Annotated in this window: 21 protein-coding genes; 12 read left to right on the forward strand and 9 right to left on the reverse strand. The window is 74.0% G+C overall.

Annotation, left to right across the window (positions count from 1 at the left end; genetic code table 11):
- Positions 1-15 precede the first annotated feature (15 nt).
- Positions 16-426: a VOC family protein gene (locus IEZ27_RS14005; RefSeq protein WP_189647570.1), complete on the forward strand. Its 411-nt coding sequence runs from the start codon at positions 16-18 to the stop codon at positions 424-426.
- 50 nt (positions 427-476) lie between these two features.
- Here the strand turns inward: IEZ27_RS14005 and IEZ27_RS14010 are convergent, their stop codons facing one another.
- From IEZ27_RS14010 to IEZ27_RS53855, 6 genes are all read right to left on the reverse strand, one after another.
- Complete coding sequence (locus IEZ27_RS14010; protein WP_189647571.1) at positions 477-1394, reverse strand: NAD-dependent epimerase/dehydratase family protein; 918 nt, start codon at positions 1392-1394, stop codon at positions 477-479.
- The gene (locus IEZ27_RS14015) at positions 1391-1801 is read right to left on the reverse strand and encodes a hypothetical protein (RefSeq protein ID WP_189647572.1); all 411 of its coding nucleotides are present in this window, start codon (positions 1799-1801) and stop codon (positions 1391-1393) included. Before IEZ27_RS14015 ends, IEZ27_RS14010 begins: the two co-directional genes overlap by 4 nt.
- A gap of 25 nt (positions 1802-1826) precedes the next feature.
- Positions 1827-2222 (reverse strand): DUF6463 family protein, encoded by a 396-nt coding sequence (locus tag IEZ27_RS14020; RefSeq protein WP_189647573.1) that lies wholly within the window; start codon positions 2220-2222, stop codon positions 1827-1829.
- Positions 2219-2779: a TetR/AcrR family transcriptional regulator gene (locus IEZ27_RS14025; RefSeq protein ID WP_189647574.1), complete on the reverse strand. Its 561-nt coding sequence runs from the start codon at positions 2777-2779 to the stop codon at positions 2219-2221. Before IEZ27_RS14025 ends, IEZ27_RS14020 begins: the two co-directional genes overlap by 4 nt.
- Positions 2780-2785: 6 nt before the next feature.
- Positions 2786-4228: a carboxylesterase/lipase family protein gene (locus IEZ27_RS14030; RefSeq protein WP_189647575.1), complete on the reverse strand. Its 1443-nt coding sequence runs from the start codon at positions 4226-4228 to the stop codon at positions 2786-2788.
- A 95-nt stretch (positions 4229-4323) separates the two neighbouring features.
- On the reverse strand, positions 4324-4965 hold the full coding sequence (locus tag IEZ27_RS53855; RefSeq protein ID WP_229823965.1) for an FtsX-like permease family protein: 642 nt from the start codon (positions 4963-4965) through the stop codon (positions 4324-4326).
- On the opposite strand from IEZ27_RS53855, the gene IEZ27_RS14040 reads away from it, so the two are divergent.
- On the forward strand, positions 4931-5650 hold the full coding sequence (locus IEZ27_RS14040) for an HAD family hydrolase (RefSeq protein WP_189647576.1): 720 nt from the start codon (positions 4931-4933) through the stop codon (positions 5648-5650). The two genes, IEZ27_RS53855 and IEZ27_RS14040, sit on opposite strands and share 35 nt — an antisense overlap.
- Before the next feature lie 23 nt (positions 5651-5673).
- Here IEZ27_RS14040 and IEZ27_RS14045 read toward each other — a convergent pair whose 3' ends face one another.
- A complete protein-coding gene (locus IEZ27_RS14045; protein WP_229823966.1) occupies positions 5674-6345 on the reverse strand; it encodes a TetR/AcrR family transcriptional regulator in 672 nt (223 codons plus the stop codon).
- A 283-nt stretch (positions 6346-6628) separates the two neighbouring features.
- Here IEZ27_RS14045 and IEZ27_RS14050 point away from each other — a divergent pair, with 283 nt between their 5' ends.
- The 3 genes from IEZ27_RS14050 (at position 6629) to IEZ27_RS14060 (ending at position 10242) form a co-directional block, all read left to right on the forward strand.
- Positions 6629-7849, forward strand: a complete 1221-nt coding sequence (locus IEZ27_RS14050; protein WP_189647577.1) for an oxygenase MpaB family protein — start codon at positions 6629-6631, stop codon at positions 7847-7849.
- 159 nt (positions 7850-8008) lie between these two features.
- Positions 8009-8905 carry a hypothetical protein gene (locus IEZ27_RS14055; RefSeq protein WP_189647578.1) on the forward strand — a complete coding sequence of 299 codons (897 nt, stop codon included), beginning with the start codon at positions 8009-8011 and terminating at the stop codon, positions 8903-8905.
- Positions 8906-8988: 83 nt separating this feature from the next.
- Positions 8989-10242: an MFS transporter gene (locus IEZ27_RS14060; RefSeq protein ID WP_229823967.1), complete on the forward strand. Its 1254-nt coding sequence runs from the start codon at positions 8989-8991 to the stop codon at positions 10240-10242.
- Between the two features lie 103 nt (positions 10243-10345).
- On the opposite strand, the gene IEZ27_RS53860 is transcribed toward IEZ27_RS14060, so the two are convergent.
- The gene (locus IEZ27_RS53860; RefSeq protein WP_229823968.1) at positions 10346-13684 is read right to left on the reverse strand and encodes a tetratricopeptide repeat protein; all 3339 of its coding nucleotides are present in this window, start codon (positions 13682-13684) and stop codon (positions 10346-10348) included.
- A 128-nt stretch (positions 13685-13812) separates the two neighbouring features.
- Here IEZ27_RS53860 and IEZ27_RS14085 point away from each other — a divergent pair, with 128 nt between their 5' ends.
- From IEZ27_RS14085 to IEZ27_RS14105, 5 genes are read left to right on the forward strand one after another with little or no spacing between them, the layout of a single operon-like run.
- The gene (locus IEZ27_RS14085) at positions 13813-14328 is read left to right on the forward strand and encodes a MauE/DoxX family redox-associated membrane protein (protein ID WP_189647580.1); all 516 of its coding nucleotides are present in this window, start codon (positions 13813-13815) and stop codon (positions 14326-14328) included.
- Positions 14325-14855 carry a thioredoxin domain-containing protein gene (locus tag IEZ27_RS14090; protein WP_189647581.1) on the forward strand — a complete coding sequence of 177 codons (531 nt, stop codon included), beginning with the start codon at positions 14325-14327 and terminating at the stop codon, positions 14853-14855. Before IEZ27_RS14085 ends, IEZ27_RS14090 begins: the two co-directional genes overlap by 4 nt.
- A complete protein-coding gene (locus tag IEZ27_RS14095; RefSeq protein WP_189647582.1) occupies positions 14852-16666 on the forward strand; it encodes an ABC transporter ATP-binding protein in 1815 nt (604 codons plus the stop codon). Before IEZ27_RS14090 ends, IEZ27_RS14095 begins: the two co-directional genes overlap by 4 nt.
- Positions 16667-16671: 5 nt before the next feature.
- Positions 16672-17127 (forward strand): S26 family signal peptidase, encoded by a 456-nt coding sequence (locus tag IEZ27_RS14100; protein ID WP_229824013.1) that lies wholly within the window; start codon positions 16672-16674, stop codon positions 17125-17127.
- A gap of 26 nt (positions 17128-17153) precedes the next feature.
- Positions 17154-17333, forward strand: coding sequence for a hypothetical protein (locus IEZ27_RS14105; RefSeq protein WP_189647584.1), 180 nt, complete (start codon positions 17154-17156; stop codon positions 17331-17333).
- A gap of 48 nt (positions 17334-17381) precedes the next feature.
- Here IEZ27_RS14105 and IEZ27_RS14110 read toward each other — a convergent pair whose 3' ends face one another.
- A complete protein-coding gene (locus tag IEZ27_RS14110) occupies positions 17382-19430 on the reverse strand; it encodes an NACHT domain-containing protein (RefSeq protein ID WP_189647585.1) in 2049 nt (682 codons plus the stop codon).
- Positions 19431-19565: 135 nt separating this feature from the next.
- Here IEZ27_RS14110 and IEZ27_RS54945 point away from each other — a divergent pair, with 135 nt between their 5' ends.
- Positions 19566-19697, forward strand: a complete 132-nt coding sequence (locus IEZ27_RS54945; RefSeq protein ID WP_260477668.1) for a hypothetical protein — start codon at positions 19566-19568, stop codon at positions 19695-19697.
- A gap of 175 nt (positions 19698-19872) precedes the next feature.
- Positions 19873-21366 (forward strand): carboxylesterase/lipase family protein, encoded by a 1494-nt coding sequence (locus tag IEZ27_RS14115; protein WP_189647586.1) that lies wholly within the window; start codon positions 19873-19875, stop codon positions 21364-21366.
- The last annotated feature ends 9 nt before the right edge of the window (positions 21367-21375 follow it).

Here is a 21375-nt window from a genome sequence, read left to right on the forward strand (position 1 = left end):
TGGCAGGATCGCGGGATGTTGCGACTCACCGACTTCATCATCGACTGCCCGGATGCGATGAAACTGGCCGCCTTCTACTCCGAGGTGACGGGTCGCCCGATCAAGGAGGGCAGCCACGAGAACTGGGCCGGTATCCAGTTCGGCGAGATCGAGCTGGCCTTCAACCCGGTGGAGGACTACCGCGCCCCGCAGTGGCCCGACAGCGAGCATCCCAAGCAGTTCCACCTCGACTTCGAGGTCGACGACGTCGAGGCCGAGCAGAGCCGCGTCCTGGCCCTCGGCGCGTCCCTGAAGCAGGACTCCATCGGCCCCAACGGCTACGGCTGGCGCGTCTACACCGACCCCGTCGGCCACCCCTTCTGCCTCTGCCGCAACAAGGGTGTCGTCTGGACCGATCAGGGCCTCATCTGGCCCAAGCGCGGCTAGGACGCCGAGCGGGCGGGTGCCGTCCGGCGGAGAGGGCGGACGGCCGCGGCTCAGCAGGTGGCGAGCCCTGCGCGGTAGGACGGGTAGCGGGGTGTCCAGCCGAGCTCGCGTTTCGCCCGTTCGCTGCTGATCCTGATGCGGGTGCCGACCATCAGCGCGTGCATGTACGGCATCGCGCGCAGCAGCCCGCCCGGCACCGCCCACGGGACAGGCGCGCCGGCCGCCCGCGCCAGCGCCCTGACATAGACGTCGAAGCGGACGGGACGATCGTCGGCGATGTTGTACGGACGGCCCGGCGTGCCGCGTTCCAGGGCCGACACCGCGGCCGAGGCGGCGTCCTCGATGTGGATCAGCGAGACCGTGCCCGCGGGGTCCGGCACCGGAAGCAGGCGCTTCCTGGTCATGTCCATCAGCTTCCTGGTGGACGGCTCCGGCCCGTAGAACATGCCGTAGCGAAGGGAGATCCCGTCGATCCCCGGGGCTGCGAACACCTGCTCCTCGTTGGCCCGCATCGACCGCATGTGCGGGTCGAAGGCGCCCTGCCCGGGTTCCGCGAACGGCCGGTCCTCGGTGACGAGGTCGTCGCCGTGGTCGCGGTAGCCGTACCCGAGGAAGAACGACTGGGTGACGAACCTGCGCGCGCCGACCACCCCCGCGGCCTCGACGAGGTGGGCGGTGCCGCGGTCGCGGAGGGCGTCGGTCGCGTAGAGGGCGCGGTGGAACAGCGGCAGGCCGGTGATCGCGGTGGCCTGGTGCACCACGGCGTGCGCCCGTACGCCGTCGAGCGCGGCCAGCAGGCTCTCCCGGTCCATCACGTCCGCGACCACGGGGACGCCGCCCGCCTGGGCGACGCGTCTCGCCCCCGCCTCGGACCTCGTGATGCCCAGCACCGAGTGCCCGGCGTCGAGCAGTTGGCGGACCAGGACCGAGCCCAGTGTGCCGGTGGCACCGGCGAGCAGGACGTTCATGCGTACGGTTCCTTCTTCGGCGGGCCGGCCCGGCGCCTCCCGCGGTGACGGAGGACGCGCAGCCTGGCGACGAGCCCGGCCGCGCCGACCAGGGAGACCAGCAGGAGCACCCACGGGTCGGAGGCGTTGCCGCCCAGGCCGAGATCGACGGCGTGGTTGTAGGCGTGGAAGGTGTTGGTGAACGTGAAGCCCGCCAGCACCACCGCCACGACGTCGCGGCAGCGCAGCGCGCACAGCAGCATCAACCCGATGCCGATCTGGAACACGCCCGCGTCGTGCAGGAAGTGCACGTGGTTCGGCCAGCCGGCCCAGACGGCGAAGCTCGCCGGGTCTGCCCGGGCCCACACGCCCGTGGCGAGCATCGACGTCGCGGCCAGCACGAGAGCGGCCTTGATCAGTTTGTTCATGGATTCGGTCAGCCCTCGCGTCCGGTCAGCCGGTGCCGCGCGCGGCCACGAGGCTGAGCAGCCCGATCGCGAGCAGCGGCCAGCCGCCGGTGACGGGGAAGTAGAGCACGCACAGCGCGAGGCCGATGGCCACCAGGTACCAGCCGAGCTGGGCGGGCAGCCGGCCGGTCGTGCGGAGGACGTGCCGGGCGAGCGTGCCCAGAGCCAGGAGGGCGACGCCGGAGACCATGAACCAGACGCTCGACTCGCGCGCGGAGTAGTCGGCGGCGTCCGTGTCGGCGACGCCACGCCAGAAGCCGTCGGCGGCGATCGCGGCCCAGGCGTTCGGCTGGACGAAGGCCCAGACGAAGTGGAGCAGCGCGGTGGCGATCATCAGCCGTGGGACCCACCGGGCCGCCGTGCTCGCGGGTTGTCCCGTCATGAGATCTCATCCCCGTTCTCCTGAGGGACGAGCCGCAGGGCCCGCAGGTAGATGTCGCGCAGCTCGCCCGCGGGGACGGGCGGGATGATCTGCTGGGCGCCGACGAGGATCAGGTAGAGCAGCTTGGCCATGGGAGTGACATCGGACTCCCGGCCGCCGAGGTCGCGCCACAGGGTACGCAGGTACTCCACGCGGGTCCGGTCGACCCGCTCCTGCACGGCGCGTACGTCGGGATCCTGGAGGGCCCAGGAGCGCATGGCGATCTCCAGGTCCTGGCTGCCGCCGTTGTCGTCCAGGACGAGGTCGAGCAGGAGGTTCAGCCTGTTCTGGGGGTGCCCGCCGGAGTTGTCGGCCGCGGCGATGAAGCGGGTGGTGTGCTCGGCCTCGAAGTGTTCGAGCAGATCCCGCTTGAAGCCGGTCATGCCCTTGAAGTGGTGGTAGAAGGAGCCCTTGGTGAGGTTGAGCTCGCCGCACAGCCGCTCGATGGTCAGCCCGCGGGCGCCGTCCGTGGTCAGGAGGCCGAGCCCGGTCTCCAGCCAGTCGCGTTTGCCTGCCATGATCGTTCAGCCCGTCACGGTGATGCCGGTGGTGGACCAGAGCGCCCTGGACGACGCCTCCGGGTCGGACACGTCCGAGGGACGGACGTCGAAGACGTGGGTGATGGCCGTCCCGGGCTCGTGGCGGGGCCAGCCGGGGTCGCCGGTGGCCGCGAACCGGGTCCACGCCGTAAGGAACCGCCGCGAGAGCGTCTCCGCCTCGGGGGCGCCGCCGGTCAGCATCGTGCCCAGCGGCGTGTCCAGGGTGCCGAACGTCAGCGGCACGTCCAGGCCGTGGCACGCGCCCAGCGGGGTGGGCGACCACGCCAGCTCGTACGCGAAGGTGCGCCCGGCGTGCGCATCGGCCAGCAACGCGCTCGGCATCCTGAACAGCCAGTCGGACATGAGCCTGCCGTACAACTCCCGGACGGACGCCCCGGGGAGCGCGGCGCGGTAGGCCGCGTCCGCGCCCGGCGGGGCCAGCGTCGCGAGGGCCGCGTCGAACCGGTGGCCGAGCAGGTCGTCCGGCGTCGGGTCCGAGGCGAGGAAGAGGGCGAACTCGTCCTTGTTGAACCCCACGACCAGGTCCACGTCCCGGGCGGCGCCGGCGGCCAGGGCCGGCCACGGCAGCGAGGGCAGGACGTCTCCGTCCACCACCGGCAGGAACGGGATCGACGCGAACGCCAACGCCCCCCAGCGGCGGGGTTCGGCCGCGAACTCCTCGGCGACCACCGCGTTCGCCGCCGTGATCAGCGCCTCCGGCGCGCTCTCGTACGGCGACGCGCCGCCCAGCCGCGCGCGCACGGCCGCGGTGACGCGGGCGGCCAGTTCAGGAGTGATGAACAGGCCGGGCACGCTCTGCGCGATCGCCCGCCGGAACAGCCCGGCGGCCGAAGGCATCGTCATCAGGCAGGCGATCGAGCCGGCCCCGGCCGACTCGCCGAAGAGCGTGACCCGGCCGGGATCGCCGCCGAACGCGGCGATGTTCTCCTGGACCCAGCGCAGCGCCGCGATCTGGTCCAGCAGCCCGCGGTTCGGCGGGGCGCCGTCGACCTGGCCGAAGCCCTCCATCCCCACCCGGTAGTTGAACGAGACCACCACCACGCCCTCGCCCGCCAGCAGGCGCGCGTCGAACTCCGGGAGGTCGGCCGAGCCCGTGAGGTAGGCGCCGCCGTGGATCCACACCATCACCGGGAGGCCGGAACCGCCGGGGTCGGGCGACCACACGTTGAGGGTGAGGCAGTCGAGCCCGTCGGCGGAGCTCCATGTGGGCATGCCGGGGAACATCGGCGGCTGGGGCGGCCGGGGGCCGAAGCCGGTGGCGTCGCGGGTGCCGTGCCAGGGTTCGGCGGGGACCGGGGCGGCCATCCTGAGCGGCCCGAAGGGACTCCGCGCGTACGGGATGCCCCGGAAGACGGCGATGCCGTCCTGGTCGACCCCGCGTACCTTGCCTGCGGTCGTCGTCGTCATCACTGAAACGATCTCCTTCCAGATGATCACGACATACCGTACCTTATGGTATGGCCGGGGCCGCGGCGGGCTCCCCGATCATGGAGAGCCCGAGGTCAGTCGAGGGACAGTCCCGCGGCCGGCGTCACCCGGGCGGCCCGGCGGGCCGGGAGGACGGCGGCGAGGAGCCCGGCCAGGGCGGCGGCGAGGACCACGAGGCCGAGCGACGTCCAGGGGATCCGCATGGTGGCCTCGCTGAGCGCCCGCGTCACGAGCGTCTCGTAGCCGACCCAGGCGAACCCGAGGCCGATCACGGTGCCGAGCGCGGTGGCCACCACCGACAGCAACACCGCCTCGGTCGCCAGCAGCCGCCGCAACTGCCCGCGGGTGAGCCCGAGCGCGCGCAACATCGCGTGCTCGCGGGCGCGTTCGAGCACCGAGAGGCCCAGGGGCAACTGGGTACGCCGCTCGCCGACCCGTACCGTGACCCGGTCGCCGGGCCGCAGAGCCAGGTTCTTGCCGAACGCCCCGGAGTCGATCCTGATCTTTCCCAGCTCGACCTGGGCGAACGCCCCGCCGTCGCGGGCCACCCGCTCCACGCCCTTCGCGGTGACGACCGGGATGGCTCGGTCGAGCCCGGCCACCCGGGCCACGGCGCGCGCCCCGAGGGCGGGCTCCGGATCGTCGTCGAACTGCCCGCCCCGCCACTGAGATGATCGCCCGATGACGGACGTGATCTTCTTCGACCTGGACGGCACCCTGGTCGATCACCGAAGCGCGGTCATGGAGACGATCGGGCAGATCGTCTCGGCCGCGCCGGACGCGACGGCTGCGCCGGAGGAGCTGGTGGCGGCGTGGTGGACGCTGGAGGGGCGCCACATGCGGGAGTACCTGGCCGGTCAGTGCTCCTTCGCCGAGCATCACCGGCGCAGGGCGCGGGCCTTCATGCCGCTGCTCGGCGAGCCGGTCCCCGAGGATCCCGACCTGCTGGACGCCTGGATCGCCGAGCGCTACCTCACCGCGTTCGAGCGGTCCTGGCGCAGTTATCCCGACGTACGGCCGTGCCTGGAGGCCCTGAAGGGGCTGCCCCGGGGGCCGCGGCTGGCCGTCCTCACCAACGGCGACCCCGGGCAGCAGCGCGCCAAGCTCGCCCGCTTCGGCCTGCTCGAATACTTCGAGGCCGTGCTGACCCCGGCCGAGCTCGGCGCCGCCAAGCCCGCCGCCTACGCCGCCGCCTGCCGCTGGATGCGTACGGACCCCGCGCGGGCGGTCAATGTGGGCGACATGCTGGACAGCGACGTGCACGCGGCCGCTCTCGCCGGGCTCACCGGCATCTGGCTGGACCGCGGCATCGACTTCGTCACCGGCGGACCGTCACCGGCGGCGGACGGTACGGTGCTCCGCGTCGAACGCCTCACCGACCTGCCCGGTCATCTGTCCTGAGCCGCGGCGGGAGCAGCGGGGGATCAGCCGGGCGGGTCGAGCATGGGCACGAGGAAGCGCCTGGCCACCGAGGCCAGCTGGGCGTCGTCGTTCAGGTCGATGACGGCGCTGGGGATCGCCAGGAAAGAGGTGGAGATGCGCACCATCATCTCGGCCACGACGTCGGCGTCGAGACTGCCCGCCACGTTGCCCGCGCGCTGCTCGCGGCGGAGCTGACCGGCGACGAACTGCCGCACGGTGGCCAGAGTCCGGCCCCCGTCGGTCATCATGGACGGGACGAGCAGGTCGGGCTCGGTGACTATGAGCCCGCCGATCAGCGGATTGCCGCGAATGGCGCGCAACGAGCTGACGAAGCCGAGAACCACCCGGTCGGCCGCGGTGCCGGCCTGCTCGATGTCGATGAGGAACTGGTCGAAGTAGCGGCGGAACTCCCGGCGCACCACGTGTTCGACCAGCGTGTCCTTGGAGTCGAAGCGCCGGTAGACGGTGATCCGCGACACCTTGGCCAGCCGGGCGACGTCCTCCATGGTGGAACGTCTGATGCCCATCCGGCAGAACTGCTCGTAGGCCGCGTCGAGGATGCGCGTCCGCAGCTCGTCGAGGTCGTCTACACGTTCGACGGCGTCGACGTAGGCGCGCTCCAGCAACGACTCCGAGCCCGACGGCGCCATGACGCCGGACAACACGGATTCCACGATCACCTCCTGGGTCGATTCTCCCTCAAGAGCGGGTCTTGTGATGTCCGTCACAACGTGCTCTGATGATGATACACGGACTCAAAGTTTGTATCTCAGTATCACCCACTTCTCGGTATCACCCACTTCTCGGCATCGGACGAGAAGGAGGAAGCGGCATGGGAGAGCCCGGCAGGCGTGGACCAGGCGACGACGCCGACGCGTGCCCCCTGCTCGGTGGATCTCCGGCGAGCCGGTCAGGACTGCCCTGAACGGGACCCCCCACCTCGAAGGAGTGCAGGACATGGCAGAGTTGAGCAGGCGCGAGATACTGATCTCGGGCACCGCCCTGGGAGCGCTCGGCGCCTTGGGGATCACCTCTCCGGCCCAGGCGGACGCCCTCGCGGACGGCTGGACCTGGCCGGCCTCCGGCTCGGTCGCCGGCTCCGGCACCGGCGCCGACCCCCGCTGGGTCTGGGACGACGTCGCCGACCCGCTCCTCGCCTCGCTGTTCGACCGCGGCGTCATCCCCGAGGTCAACCGGCTGCTGTACGACTGGAACCGCAACGACCAGCCCCTGCCCGCCGGGCTGCCGGACGACCTGCGGGCCTTCATCGAGCAGGCACGCCGGCTCCCGTCGTGGGCCGACCAGGCCAAACTGGACGCCGCGTCCCGCTTCCACGCGCTCAAGGGCAACTACATCGTCGTCCTCACCATCGTCGGCGCCGGCATGCTGGCCACCGCCATCCCCAAGGAGGCCCGCGCGGTCTACTACTCGGCCGGCGGCGCGGACCTGAAGGACCGGGTCGCCAAGACGAACGTCCTGGCGTACGCGGTCAGGCCCCAGAACGCGTGGGGGCCCGGCGGCACGGCCGTGGTCGAGGCCGTGAAGACCCGGCTGGTGCACGCGGCCGTACGGCACCTGCTCAAGTCGTCCCCCTGGTCCGGGCCCATCCCGATCAGCCAGGAGGACATGCTTGTCACGTGGCACACGCTGGCGACGTACTCCATGCGCGGGATGCGCGAGTGGAAGGTGCGCATCTCCTCCGCCGAGTCCACGGCGTACCTGCACTCGTTGCAGCTGCTGGCGCACATGCTCGGCATCAGGGACGAGTTCATCCCCGCCACCTGGGACACCTCCTACACGCAGTCGGACATCGTCCTGCCCAGGAACATGGGCCCGACCTCGGAGGGGGTGGAGCTGAACGGCATCCTGCGGAACATGCTCGCGGAGCTGACCAGCCCCGGCAGCATCGACAAGCCCCTCGTCAACGCGTTCGCCAGGTACCTCACCGGCAACCAGGCGGCCGACTGGAACGGCATTCCGCGCGAGCCGCTGTGGGACCCGGTGGTCAAGACGGCCTGGCCGCTGCTGGTGCAGTTCAGGGAGGGGCTGATCGGGCTGCCGCTGGTGCCCGCCGCGGCGTGGCTGCTCGACGAGATGATCAAGAAGTGGACCACGTTCTACCTCACCAAGGGCGCGCAGACCAAGATCGTGATCCCCACCGGCAACCGGCCCAGCTGATCACCGGCGGCCCGGCCCCGAGGCGACGGCACGCCCGGCGTCAAGGTGACGGCACGCCTGGTATCAAGGCGACGGCACGCCCGGCGCGGTCGAATCCGGGCGTGCCGGTCGCGGGCGGGCGAACCGTGTCGTCCGCCCGTGCGTCTACGGGATATGCGGATGCTCTCAGTCGCGGCGCTCGCCGTGCTCGTGGCGGCCTGCGGTTCCTTACGGGCGTCGGGCGCCGCCGACGAGTTCGCCGACGAGTTCGCCGACCGTGCCCGCGAGGTCGCCGGACACTGGCGGAGTTCGGCGGAGCGCGGCCCCTGGGTCGAGGGGTTCGTACCGCTGCGGAACCTGACCCTGGAGCCCGGCCAGGGACGCGTGCCCCGGTGGGCCGGGCGGAGCCTGATCAACAGCGCCTGGAAGCTGGAGACCGGGCTCCCGGCCGACGCGCCGGCCCCCGCCGAACTGCGCTGGGCCGACGGGAGCACGCTGAGCGTGCCGGTCCTGCCGGCCACGGCCGCCTACGCCGGGCTGAGCAGGCCCAAGTCCTTCGCCGACGAGGAGTGCCCGCCCGCCAAGGGCTGCCGGCCGCTGCGGGTGATCGCGGTGGCCAGGGGCGAGGCCACGATACCGAGCAGCCGGGGGGACGTACGGGTGCCCACGTGGGACTTCACCGTCGAGGGTGTGCCGGGGCCGTTCCGGCGGGTCGCGGTGGACCCGGCCGCGATGGGCGGGCCGCCCCGGCGGCTGGCGGGCGGGATCCAGGAGGTGAGCACCTACGAGCTGCGCGCGCCGGCCGAGCTCCGGCTGAGCTACCTGCACGGCACCTGCGACACGACGTACGGCTCCCGCGTCCATGAGACGCCCGAGGCGGTGGTCGTGGACGTCGACGTACGGGAGGACGACGTGGAGCTCTGCAACGCCATGGGGAAGACCGGCCGGATCGACGTCACACTGCGCGAGCCCCTGGGACGCCGGGTGGTGCTGGACTCCGGCAGCGGCGTGCCCCTGCTGCCGGAGAGCGACGTCCGCCTGTCCGAGTACCAGAACTACGACCCGCGCCGCTCCTGAGCTCGCGGGCGTACGGCCGTCACGGGTTCTCTCCGTCCGGATCGAGGGGCGGGGTGCGGTCGCGGACTGTAGCGTAACCGCGTGTGAATGACTACTCAGCGTCACCATCCGCCGGAAGCCGGTCCGCGCGCCGGTGGGTCGTGCTGCTGCTGTGCTGGGCCTCGCTCACCATGACCTCCGTCGACCGGTCCACCTGGGGGCCCGCGTCGCTGCAGGCAGGCGAGGCACTGGGGGTGTCGCTGGCGGGGCTGGGCGCGTTCGCGACGGCGTACTACGTCGGTTACGTCCTGTCCAACATCGGCGGCGGGCTGCTCGGCGACCGGATCGGCAGCCGGGTCGTGTTGTCGGGCTCGTTGTTCACGGCCGGCGGCTTCATGATCGTGTTCGGGTCCGTGCCGTCCGCCGGGGCCGGGATCGCGGTGCAGGCGCTGATCGGGCTCTGCGCCGGGGCCGACTTCGCGGCGGGGGTCAAGCTCATCGCGTCCTGGTTCGGCGAGCGGGAACGCGGGCTGGCGATGGGCGTCTTCACCATGGCCTCCTCGCTCGGCACGATGATCGCCAACGCGCTCGTGCCCAGGCTGATCCAGTGGTACGACTGGCGGGCCTCGTACCACCTGTTCGGGATCGTGTCGATGGGGCTCGCGCTGGTGTGCCTGACGCTGCTGCGCGACCGGCGCGAGCCGGCGGCCGCGCGGCCGCCGCTGCGCGGCCTCGTCCGCGACCGGAACCTGCTGCTGATCGGCCTGGCCGGGTTCGGTGGGCTCTGGGGCACGTACGGCTTCGTGACCTGGTCCAACACCCTCATGGTGACGGGACGCGGGATCGACCCGGTGGCGGCGGGCACGGTGGTCGTGGTGTTCGCGGCGGCGGGCGCGGTGGGCAAACCGGTCATCGGCCTGGCCACGGACCTGGCCGGACGGGGACGCAAACGCCCGGCGGTCGCGGTGCTGGTCGCCTTCGCGGTCTGCCTGCTGCTGTTCGGCGGCATGGAGACGGAGACGGCGTTCCTGGTGATGGCCGGGTTCGCGGGGCTGGGCGCGTACCTGTACTCGCCGTTGCTGATCGCCATGGTGCCCGGACTGTCGGGAACGGCGCTGGCGGGCTCGGCGGCGGGCGTGACGAACGCGCTGGCGCAACTGGGCAGCGTCACCGTGCCGGTCGTGGTGGGGGCGGTCTACCAGTCGACCGGCTCCTTCTCCGCCGCGTTCGCCACCCTGGCCGCCGGGCCCGTCGCGGGCGCGGTGGCGCTGACCTTCGTCCGCGAGGCCCACGTCCGCGCCGCGGCCGGTGACGAGGCACGGCGAACGCCGGGCAGAGCCCGGTTCCGACGGCCTTGACCATGGCGGTCGCGGCGCGGACGTGGGTCAGGAGAGCGTGGTGAGGGGCGCCGGTGACCAGCAGTTCGGGCACCAGAAGGCGGTCGACCGACCCGGCGCCCGGTCAGCGGGCCGGGGGGAGGAGAGCGCGTCGCCACGCCTTCGCCGGGAGGCGGAGTTGCGTGAACACCTCCCCGGCCCTGCGCGCGTCGCCGGCGTCCCCGCCGATGTGGGCGCGCAGGGCCAGCGCCAGGCCCTCGTGCAGGCGGTACCCGGCGGTACGGGCCAGTGCCAGGGCCAGGTCGGCGTGGCGGAGCGCCGGTTCGCGGGCGCCGCGCAGGTCCTCCCCGGCGGCGAGGCCGAGCAGCGCCTTCGTCTCCGGGTAGCGGTTGCCCGCCGCCCTGGCCAGCTCCAGCGCCCGGCCGTGGTGGTCCAGCGCGGCGTCCACGTCGCCGAGCGCGAGGTGGATCAGGCCGAGGGTGTTCAGGGTGTCGGCGACGAGCCTGCGGTGCCCGGTCTGGTGGGAGGCGTCGAGCGCCGTGGCGGCCAGCCTGAGCGCCTCGCCGAGGTTGCCGTCGTCGCGTTCGACCGCGGCCAGGTTGCGCAGCGTGTCGGCCTCGTTGCCACGGTTGCCGATCTCCCGGTGCAGGTCCAGCGCGGCCAGGAGGGTGTCGCGGGCCTCGGGCAGCCGGTCCAGGCCGTGCAGCACCTCGCCCATGATCGCCAGGCCGTTCGCCTCGCTGGCCCGGTGCTCCAGCTCGCGGCACAGGCTCAGCGAACGGGTCAGGCTGGCCTCGGCGTCGTGCAGGCGGCCCATCTCCAGGTAGAGGCAGCCGAGATTGCCCAGGTTCACGGCCTTGGCCGGGGTGTGGGCGAGGGCCTCGTTGAGCGCGAGCGCGCGTTCGAGGTGGTCGACGGCCTCGCGGAGCATGCCCAGGTCGGCGTACGTGGCGCCGGCGTTGCACAGGGCGGCGGTGAGCGCCTCGTGCCAGCCGGTCTCCTCCGACAGGCGCATGGCCTCCGCGTAATGGTCGAGCGCCTGCTGCTGGCGGCCCTGGAAACCGTTCAGCCCGGCCAGGCTGAGCAGCAGCGCGACCTGCGCCCGCCGCTCGCCGGCCCCCCTGGCCGCCGCCAGGCCGGTGTAGCCCATCGTCCGCCACTCCGCCACCTGGTGGCGCAGGAAGAAGTAGCCGCGCAGGGTGTCGGCGATGAGCCAGGCCAGCTCGTACGGGCCGTGCTCGGCGGTGTGGGTCACCGTGGCCAGCAGGTTCGGCAACTCGGCGTCGAGCCACCCGGACGCGGCCGTGTGGTCGGGGAACCGTTCGGCGGCGGGCGGCATGGGCAGCCGCAGGAACTGCGGGTACAGCGTACGAGCCGCCGCGTCTGCCCGGTCGAGGTAGTGGCGGTGCAGGCGGACCAGCTCGGCCCGCTCGTCGCGGGCGTACTCGGCGGCGCACAACCTCAGCAGGTCGTGCTGGGCGAACCGGCCCGGCAGGTGCTCGTCCAGCAGGCTCGCCGAGCGCAGCACGGCCGCCAGCGCCTCGGCCTCCTCCTCGGTCGTCCCCAGGAACGCTGCCATGGCCGGGACCGTGATGTCGGGGCCGGGGATCAGGCCCAGCAGCCGGAACAGGCGGCGCGCGGGCGGCGTGAGCGCGGCGTAGGAGAACTGGAACGCGGTCCGCACGGCCGACTCGACGTCCCCGGGGACCTGGAGCACGTCCAGCCGGTCACCCATGCGCAACCGCTCGGCGTACCGGGCGATGGGCCCTTCGCCGGGCCGGGCGCTCGGCCGGTGCGTGGGCCGTACGGACTGCCTGGCGGCGGCGGGCGCGAGCGCGCCGAGCAGGTTGGCGGCGGCGATGCGCAGGGCGAGCGGCAGGTGGGCGCACAGGGCGGCCAGCTCGGCCACCGCCGCCGGCTCGGCCCTGACCTGCGCGCGGCCGAGCAGCCGGGCGAGCAGGTCGCGGCACTCCACCTCGGTGAGCGCCGGCAGCGGCAGCACCCGGGCGCCGTCGAGCGCGACCAGCCCGGCCAGCGTGTCCCTGCTCGTGATCAGCGTGGCCGAGCCCGCCGCGCCGGGCAGCAGCGGGCGCACCTGGCCGGGGTCCGAGGCGTTGTCCAGCACGACCAGCACCCGCTTGCCCGCCAGCATCGTCCGGTAGAGGGCGGCGGCCTCGTCCGGGTCGGCGGGGACCTGCTCGGGCGGCACGCCGAGCGCGTGCAGGAAACGGGCGAGCGCGTCGATCGGGCCGAGCGGGTGCGCGGCGGCGTAACCGCGCAGGTTGACGTAGAGCTGGCCGTCGGGGAAGCGGTCGCGGGCGCGGTGCGCCCAGTGGACGGCGAGCGCCGTCTTGCCGACGCCCGCCGTGCCGGTGAGCACCGCGATGGCCGCGCTCTCCCGCCGCCCCTCCAGGAGCCCGTCCAGGCGGCGCAGCGCGGCGGTACGGCCGGTGAAGGCGGCCACGGCGGCGGGCAGCTGCGCGGGCACGGTCACCGCCCGTTCCGGCTGCCGTCCGGCCGGGACCTCGGGCGGGCGGGTGAGGATGCGTTCGCGGGCCCGGCGCAGGTCGTTGCCCGGTTCCACGCCCAGCTCCGCGGCCAGCCTGGCCCGCATCTCGCCGTACAGGCGCAGGGCCGCCGCCTGCTCGCCCTGCTCGGCCAGCGCCGTCATCAGCCTGGCGGCCAGGCCCTCGTGCAGCGGCTCGTCGTGCACCACCCGCCACAGTGCGGCCACCACCTCCGGCCCGGCGTCGGGGGCGGCGTCGGCGTAGGCCAGGGCGGCGGCGACGCGCGTCCTGGCGGCGGCGACCGCGATCGGGTGCTCGCGCAGGCGGCCGGGCGACCCGGCGAGCACGGGACCACGCCAGCACGCGAGCGCCGCCGCGAGGTCGTCGCCCACGGGCTCGTCGGGGAGCGTGCCGGCGCGGGTGGTCAGCGCCTCGAAGGCGGCCAGGTCCAGGGAACCGGCGGCGGGCGCGAGGACGTGGCCGGCGGACGTGCGCCGGATCGCCTCCCTGCCGAGGACCGCGCGCAGCCGGCCCGCGTACACGTGGATGAGGTTGTCGTACGTGCGCGGCGGCCGGTCCTCCCACAACACGTCCACGATCTCGTCGGACGGGACCGGCCGCCCGGCGTGCAGCGCCAGCAGGCCGAGCAGGGCCCGGGGCATCGCCGCGCCGACGTCCAGCTCGACGCCGCCCTGCCGGACGGCGAGGGGGCCGAGCACCCCGATCCACGGCGGCGCGGCGCGCTCGAAGCCGGCCAGCAGCTCGGCCCGGTCGGCGTCGGCCAGGGGCAGCGCGGCGACCAGGCGTTCCAGGGAGGCGCGCTGCGGGCGGCGTACGTGTCCCCGCTCGATGTCGCGCAGCGTGCGCACGCCTACACCGGCGCGGGTGGCCAGTTCGAGCTGACTCCACCCCGCCGCCACCCGCCTGCGCCGGAGCGCTTCACCGCCCGAGCTCATATGGATTCCCGCCGCGATTCCTGCCGGTCGCCCCGCCGCAGACACCCCGTGTGCCTGGTGGACATACTGGCAAATAGTTAAGAAGCTTGCCAGTAAATCCGAGGCGCCGGTTTTCTACGGTTCGGCGCATGGACCTTCTCGCCGTCGGATGTGGCGTCGCCCTGGTCGTGGTGTTCGGCGCCGCGGTCGCGGGCAAGGCCCGTGACCTGCCCGCCTTCGCGCGGTCGCTGGACGCGGGCGGGCTCGTCCGCCGCCGGTGGCGCGGGTGGGCGGCGGGCGCGGTGGTGGCGGCCGAGTCGGCGGTCGTCGTGCTGCTGGTCGCGCCGGTGCCGCCGCGCTACGGCTTCGCCCTGGCCGCGGCGGTGAGCACGGTCCTCACGGGGGCCGTCGTGTTCACCGTGGCCCGGCGTACGCCGGCGTCCTGCCTGTGCTTCGGCGGCCCGCCGCGCACGCTGGGGCCGGTGCACGTGGTCAGGAACGTGCTGCTCACCGGCGTGAGCGTCCTCGGGTACGTCGCCGGCGGTGCTCCGGCGGCGGCGGTCCTGGCCGGGGCCCTGGCGCAGAGCGCCGTCGCGGGGCTGGCCGGAGCCGTGGCGGCGCTGTTGCTCATCAAGATCGACGATCTCAGGAGCGTGTTCCGATGACGTACTTGATCATCTTCGTCACCGTGCTGAGCGTGCTGAACCTCCTGCTGGTGCTGGCGCTCATCACCCGGCTCCGCGGCGGCGGGGACGCCCGCGGAGCCGGGCCCGCGCCGGAACACATCCCCTTGCCGGTGCTCCCGCCCGGGACGACTCCCGCGCCGTTCACGGCCACGACGCGCGACGGCGAGGTCGTGGACGCCGGCGGGATCCGCCTGGTCGGCTTCTTCAGCCCCGCCTGCTCGCTGTGCGGCGAGCGCCTGCCCGCCCTCCTGGACTACGTGCGCCGGGGCCGGTTCCGCCGGGACGAGGTGCTGGCGGTGCTCATCGGCGCGCCCGGCGAGGTGGCGGAGCTGGCCGCCAGGATCGGACCGGCGGCCAGGGTGGTGATCGAGGAGGAGCCGGAGGGGCCGGTGTGGCGCGCGTTCGGGCTGCGCGGGCTGCCCGCCTTCTACCTCCTGGACGAACGCGGCGTGATCAGCGGTTCGGGCACCGAGCCCGCCGCGCTTCCGGCCGCGGAGCCGGTGTGAGGCCGGGCGACGGCAGCCCGGCGCGGACGCTCGGGCAGGCCGTGGCGCTCGCCTGGGAGGCGGGCCGGTGGTACGTCGTGCTGCAGGCCGTGCTGACCGCGGCGACGGGCGTGGCGCCGGTGCTCACCGCCTGGTACACCAAGCTCGTCCTGGACGAGGTGGCCGGGCGGGGCTCGGCGGCCCTGGCGCCGTACGTCGACGCGCTGCTGGCGCTGGCCGCGGTCGCCGGGACGGGCCCGTACGTGATGACCTTCGCCGGGGCCGAGTTCGAACGCCGGGTCGGCCTGCTCGTCCGCGACCGGCTCTACACGGCCGTGAACGCGCTGCCCGGCCTCGCCCGGCTGGAGGAGCCCGCGTTCCAGGACCGGCTGCACCTGGCCGAGCGGGCCGGCAGCGCCGGGCCCGGCCGGGTGGTGACCAGTGCGCTGGGCCTGGCGCAGGCCGTGCTCACGACGGCGGGATTCCTGGTCACGCTGGCCGGCGTGAGCCCGGCCGTCGCGGTCCTCGTCGCCGTCGCGGCGCTGCCGCTGCTCCGCGTGCACCTGCGGCTGGGACGGGAGCAGGCCGAGGTCATACGGACCACGGGACACGGGCAGCGCAGGGAGCTGTTCTTCGCCCGGCTGCTGAGCATGCCGCACGCCGCCAAGGAGATCCGCCTGTTCGGTCTCGGGGACTTCTTCCGCGGCCGGATGCTGGCCGAGCTGCGGGCAGTCGACGCCGAGCGGCGGCGGGTGGCGGTGCGGCAGCTCCGGGGACAGGGTGGGCAGGCGCTGCTGGCCGCCGCCATCTGGGGGGCCGGGCTGGTGTGGATCGTGGCGGAGGCGGTCGCGGGCCGGGCGTCGGTGGGCGATCTGTCGGTGTTCGTGGCGGCGGTGGCGGGCACGCAGGGCGGGCTGGCGGCGGGCGTGCGCAACCTGGCCGCCGCGCACGAGGCGCTGCTGCTCTTCGGCCACTACCGGGCGGTCCTGGACACCGCCCCCGACCTGGCCCCGCGCACCCCGTCCGGGCGCGGCGCGGCGTCCCCCGGCCCGGTCTCGCGGGGGATCGAGGTGCGGGACGTGTGGTTCCGTTACGGGCCCGACCGGCCGTGGGTGCTGCGCGGCGTCGATCTCGACATCCCCTCCGGCCGCTCGCTCGCGCTGGTCGGCCTGAACGGCGCGGGTAAGTCCACCCTGGTCAAGCTGCTGTGCCGGTTCTACGACCCCGAGCGCGGCGCGATCCTCTGGGACGGCGTGGACCTGCGCGAACTCGACCCGGCGGCGCTGCGCGAACGGCTGGGCGCGGTGTTCCAGGACTTCGCCGCCTACGACCTCAGCGCGGCCGAGAACATCGCGGTCGGCGACCTGACGGCCGGGCGCGCGCGGGTCGAGGCGGCGGCCGTGCGCGCGGGCGCCGACGCGATCGTACGGGCGCTGCCGCGCGGCTACGACACGCTGCTCACGAAGTTGTTCTCCGACGACGAGCAGTCGGGCGTGACGTTGTCGGGAGGGCAGTGGCAGCGGATCGCGCTGGCCAGAGGGCTGTTACGGGACCGTCCCGAGCTGATGATCCTGGACGAGCCGAACGCCGGTCTCGACCCGGCCGCCGAGCACGAGGTGCACACCGTCCTGCGCGAGCACCGCGCCGGCCGGACGACACTGCTGATCTCCCACCGGCTGAGCACGGTACGCGACGCCGACACGATCGCCGTCCTGGCCGACGGCCGGATCGCCGAGCGCGGCGGCCACGAGGAGCTGGTACGCGCCGGCGGCCGGTACGCCGAATTGTTCGCGACCCAGGCCCGCGGCTACGCCCCGGCGGGCGTCCGTTGACCGCGGTGGCCCTGGTGGCCGTCGTCGGCGTGGTCGTCCCGGTTCTTCTCGTCGTTCTGGTTCTCGTGTTGCGGGCGCGGTTCCTCACGGTGACCGTACGCGGGCGGAGCATGGAGCCCACGTTGCGGCACGGCGACCGCGTCCTGGTGCGCAGGTCGCCCCTGGCCCGGGTGCGGCCCGGACGGCTCGTGGTGGTCGCCGCGGCTCCGGGGCTGGGCATGGAGTGGATGGTCAAGCGGGCGGCGGCGGTGCCCGGGGATCCGGTGCCGCGCGCCGAGGTGCCCGCGCTGGCGACCCGGCCGGAGCCCGTCGTACCACCCGGACAGCTGGTCGTGCTCGGTGACAACCGGCCGATCAGCCTCGATTCCCGCAGGCTCGGCTACGTACCCGCCCGGCAGCTCCTGGGCGTGGTCGTCGGCCACCTGCCGAAGACTCCGCGCCGGCGTCCCGCCGGGCGGTGAGGAAAAGCGAGGAAAGGACAACAACAATGGTCAAGCTCGCGGAGCGGGTGCTCGCCCGTGTCCTCCCCCAGACGACCGCCGGCGCCGGTTGCACGTACCAGACCTGGTGCGACCACTGTGGCGGCGGATTCTACAAGCGGATCTTCTTCTACACCGACTGCACGTCGAGCTACACCGCCTGCAACAACCCCTGCCCCTGGTTCTGACCAGCCCCGGAGGCCGGACGGCATCCCGCCGCCCGGCCTCCGGCCCGTTCAGGGTGAGGGCGGCCGGCGCGGCGGGTCCAGTACGGCCAGCGTCTCCGCCGCCGCCATCCGGTGGAGTTCGTTCAGCCCGGTGTCGGCGGCCAGGGCGGCGAGCAGGTCGCGGCCCTGCTCGTGGCGCAGATCGGCCAGGGCCCGCGCGGCCTCGACGCGGATGTGTCCCACCCGGCCGGGGTCGGTGGCCAGGCCCCTCAGGATGGCGGCGGCCGCGTCGGCGGTCTCCGGGGGCGGCGTGAGGCCGTCGGCGGCGAGCTGGGCGATGTACCCGGCGCCGATGCTCCAGCGGGCCGAGCGGCGCAGGGCCGTCGCGAGCCCTCGCGGCGCTTGCGGAGACGGGTCCCGTGACGGGCCGCCCAGCCAGGCGGCGATGAGGAACCGGTCATAGGACGACAAGCTGACCAGCGTTCTGGGGCCCGGCCAGCCGTACAGTTCGCGGGACGCCTGCCTGCTGAGCCGGGCGTCGGCGGCCACGTGCCGGGCGGCCAGGAACTCGCCGATGGTCAGATGGACGAAGGTGTACGTGCCGCCGCGCGCCGAGACCAGGCCGGTGCGCCGCAGCAGGTGTTCGCGCCGCGCCGTCCAGTCGAGCGGCGGCAGCCCCGGCGGGCGCAGGCCGTCGGTGTCGCGCAGCACCTCGACCAGCAGATCGCGCGCCGGGACGTCGTCGATCCCGTGCCGGTGATGCCGCCGGGCGGCGAAGCGGCCCAGCGCGGCGAGGATCGCGTCCGGCAGTTCGGGGACCTGGGGATCGGTGAGGCGCTGCCGCAGCAGGAGCTCGAAGTTCTGGTAGATGCCGTAGCGGTCGCGCGGCAGCGTCCGGTCCGGTCCGGCGGCGTGCAACTGGCACAGGACGGTGGCCAGCAGCGGGGTGCGGGCGAGCTGCGCCAGAGGCGGTCGCGTCGCCTGGGCCAGGAAGGCGCGCACCGCGGCCTCGGGGTCGGGCAGCCGTACGGGGTCGAGGTCGTGGGCGGTGCGCATCCAGCCCTCGGCGAAGGACCGGAGCTGGCCGGGCTCGAAGGGCAGCAGGTCGTAGATCCGCAGGCGCGAATCGTGTTCCAGCGGGCGCAGCTCGTCCTCGGGGAGCGGACGGCTCGTGAGCACGAACCGGTAGGGGCCCGCGCGGTGTTCGCCGACCAACTGGATCAGCCGGACCCGCTGCCGTACGTCGACGATCTCGTCGAGGCCGTCGAGCAGCACCAGCCAACGGGAGCCGGGCCGGGGCGGGCGCTCGAAGAGCTCCGCGGTCAGCGGCGGCACCCGCTGTCCGGACAGCTCGTCCCGGGCCGCGGCGGCGAGTTGCCCGGCGAACGACAACCCCCGCACGGTCAGGCACGCGGCCGGCACATGAACGGGAACGTCGCCCTCCACGGCCGTGCCACGGTTCTCCATGGACGCGGCCATGGTGATCAGCACGTGGCGCAACAGGCTGGATTTGCCCGCCCCGGGAGCGCCGAGCAGGAGCACGTCGTGATCGGCCGACACGACCGCCTCGGCCGTGAGCCGCGTTCCGGGCGAGCCGTACGCGTCAGGAGCGGGGTGGTCGCCGGACCGTAACCGGCCGCGCTGCTGCACGTACACCTGCGACAGTGGCGGCAGCCGGGAGCCGGGCAGCACCCCCGGGTACGGGTGGGCCTCGGCGGCACGGCGGGCGGCGGCCAGGTAGGCCCCCAGCCACGGCTCGCCGCGAGGGGCGTCGCGGGCGGCGCGCCACCACGACAACCAGGCCCGCTCGTCCAGCAGGCCCGCGGTCATCTCGCCCGCGTCGGCCCGCCCCTGCTCCTGCTGCCTGCGCAACCCCTCCAGCAACGCCTTGACCAGCGCCTCCAGGACACGTTGATCCTGCGGAAGGTCCGCGCCGGTGGACCAGGCGCTGATGCGTTTGCGATCGACGAGCACCCGCCCGCCGGACAGGTTCGCCCGGTGCTCCAGGATGGCGGTGGCCCGCAGGGCGAGCTGGGTGTTGCTGCGGCCGCACAGGCGCAACCCCTCGCCGAGCCGGTCGGCGAACCAGCGGCGCGGGTCGTCCTCCCGGCCGGTCATGCTGTGCCGCCCGTCCGGCGGGGTCCGGTCCGGACACTTTCCGCCGCCCGGGAGCACGGCTCCGACCTGCGGCTTCTCCGGCGGCGCCGGGGGAGAGGGCAGGACGGCCCCGGCGCGGATCCGGATGCTCGCCGCATGAACCTCCTCGACCTCCTCACCGATCTGGTGCAGCTGACCGCCGCCGCGATCGCGCTGGCGACCGCCGTGCGGGACGACCGCCGGCATGACCGGGACCGGCCCGGGACGTCCCAGGAGGAGGATGGCTGACTCACGACTGCTCCAGGTCTGATCGCGCGTCCCGGCGTCCATCCCACCACGGCCGGTCGCCGCCGGCACCCGCCTTCGCCGCCCCGCACGCGAAATCGAGATGCGGCGGGCCCGCCGTCCGGGTGAAGATGGCCGCGCCTGGCTGTGAGAGCCACCTCCGGAAGGGGAGTGTGCCATGAGTGCCATCGGATCCGCGGGCCCAGAGGCCCGGGTGACCACGGGAAGACTGCGCGGGCGGACGGAGGACGGCGTCGCCGTCTTCCGCGGCGTGCCGTACGCACGACCGCCGGTGGGCGGCCTGCGACTGGCCGCGCCGGTCCCGCCCGAACCATGGGACGGAGTACGCGAGGCCGCCACGTTCGGCCCGCCGCCGCCGCAGTCCAGGTTGCTGGGCGCGTCCGGCGGGGCCGCGACGGACGGCGACTGGCTGACCCTCAACGTCTGGTCCCCCGACCTGGGCGCCGCCGGGCTCCCGGTGCTGGTGTGGATCCACGGCGGCGGTTACATGTACGGGTGGTCCGGCGACCCGGTCTTCGACGGCCGGGTGCTCGCCCGGGACGGCGTCGTCGTGGTCACCTTCAACTACCGGCTCTCCGCCGAGGGTTTCGGGCACTTCGCGGGGGCGCCGGCCAACCGCGGGCTGCTGGACCAGGTGGCGGCCCTGCGCTGGGTGCGTGAGAACATCGCGGCCTTCGGCGGGGATCCGGACCGGGTCACCGTCTTCGGGGAGTCCGCCGGGGCCGGGAGCATCGCGGCGCTGCTGGCGATGCCCCGAGCCGCCGGACTGTTCCGCGGGGCGATCGCGCAGAGCGTGCCGGGCCTGTTCCTCTCCGCCGAGCTGGCCGCCGACATCGCCGCCGCGCTGGCCGGTGAGCTGGGCCTGCCGCCGTTCGCGGCCGAACTCGCCCGCCTGTCGCCCGAGCGGCTGCTCGACGCCGGGGACGCGGTGGCGGACAAGATGGGCGGCCACCCGCGGTGGGGCACGGCCGCGTACGTCCGGACGCCGTTCGCGCCGGTCGTGGACGGCGAGGTGCTGCCCGCCGTGCCGTGGGAGGCTCCGGCGCGCGACGTCGCCCTGGTCGTGGGGCACACGCGCGACGAGTACCGGCTGTTCATGGCCCTCCAGGGCGACTTCGGCCGGATCACCGCCGAGCGGGCGGCCACCGCGCTGCGCGAGCTCGCCCCGGACCCCGGCGCCTACCGGGCCGCCCACCCCGGCGCCGGCGAGGAACGGCTGTACGAGCTGGTGCACTCCGACTGGATGTTCCGGATGCCTTCGCTCCGGCTGGCCGAGACCCACGCGAGGCATGGCCGGGCCCACCTGTACGAGCTGACCTGGCCCGCCCCCGGCATGGGCGGCGACGCCCTCGGCGCCTGCCACGGGCTCGGCGTGCCGCTGACGTTCGGCAACCTGACGGCGGGAATGGCCACGCTGCTGCTCGGGCAGGAGCCGCCGCCGGTCGCGGCCGAGTTGTCGGCCCGGGTCCGCGCCGCCTGGACCGCGTTCGCCGCCTCCGGGGATCCGGGCTGGCCGGCGTACGAGCCGGGCGACAGGCACACCTGGGTCATCGACACCGAGCCGGGCACGAAGGCGTACCCGGAGGAGGTCTCCCGGCAGTTGTGGGCCGGGCACGCCTTCGCCCCGCTCACCCCGCGGGCACGGCCGTAGCCCGGCCGG

Source organism: Nonomuraea spiralis (assembly GCF_014648435.1).
In the GTDB taxonomy this organism is placed as follows: domain Bacteria; phylum Actinomycetota; class Actinomycetes; order Streptosporangiales; family Streptosporangiaceae; genus Nonomuraea; species Nonomuraea spiralis.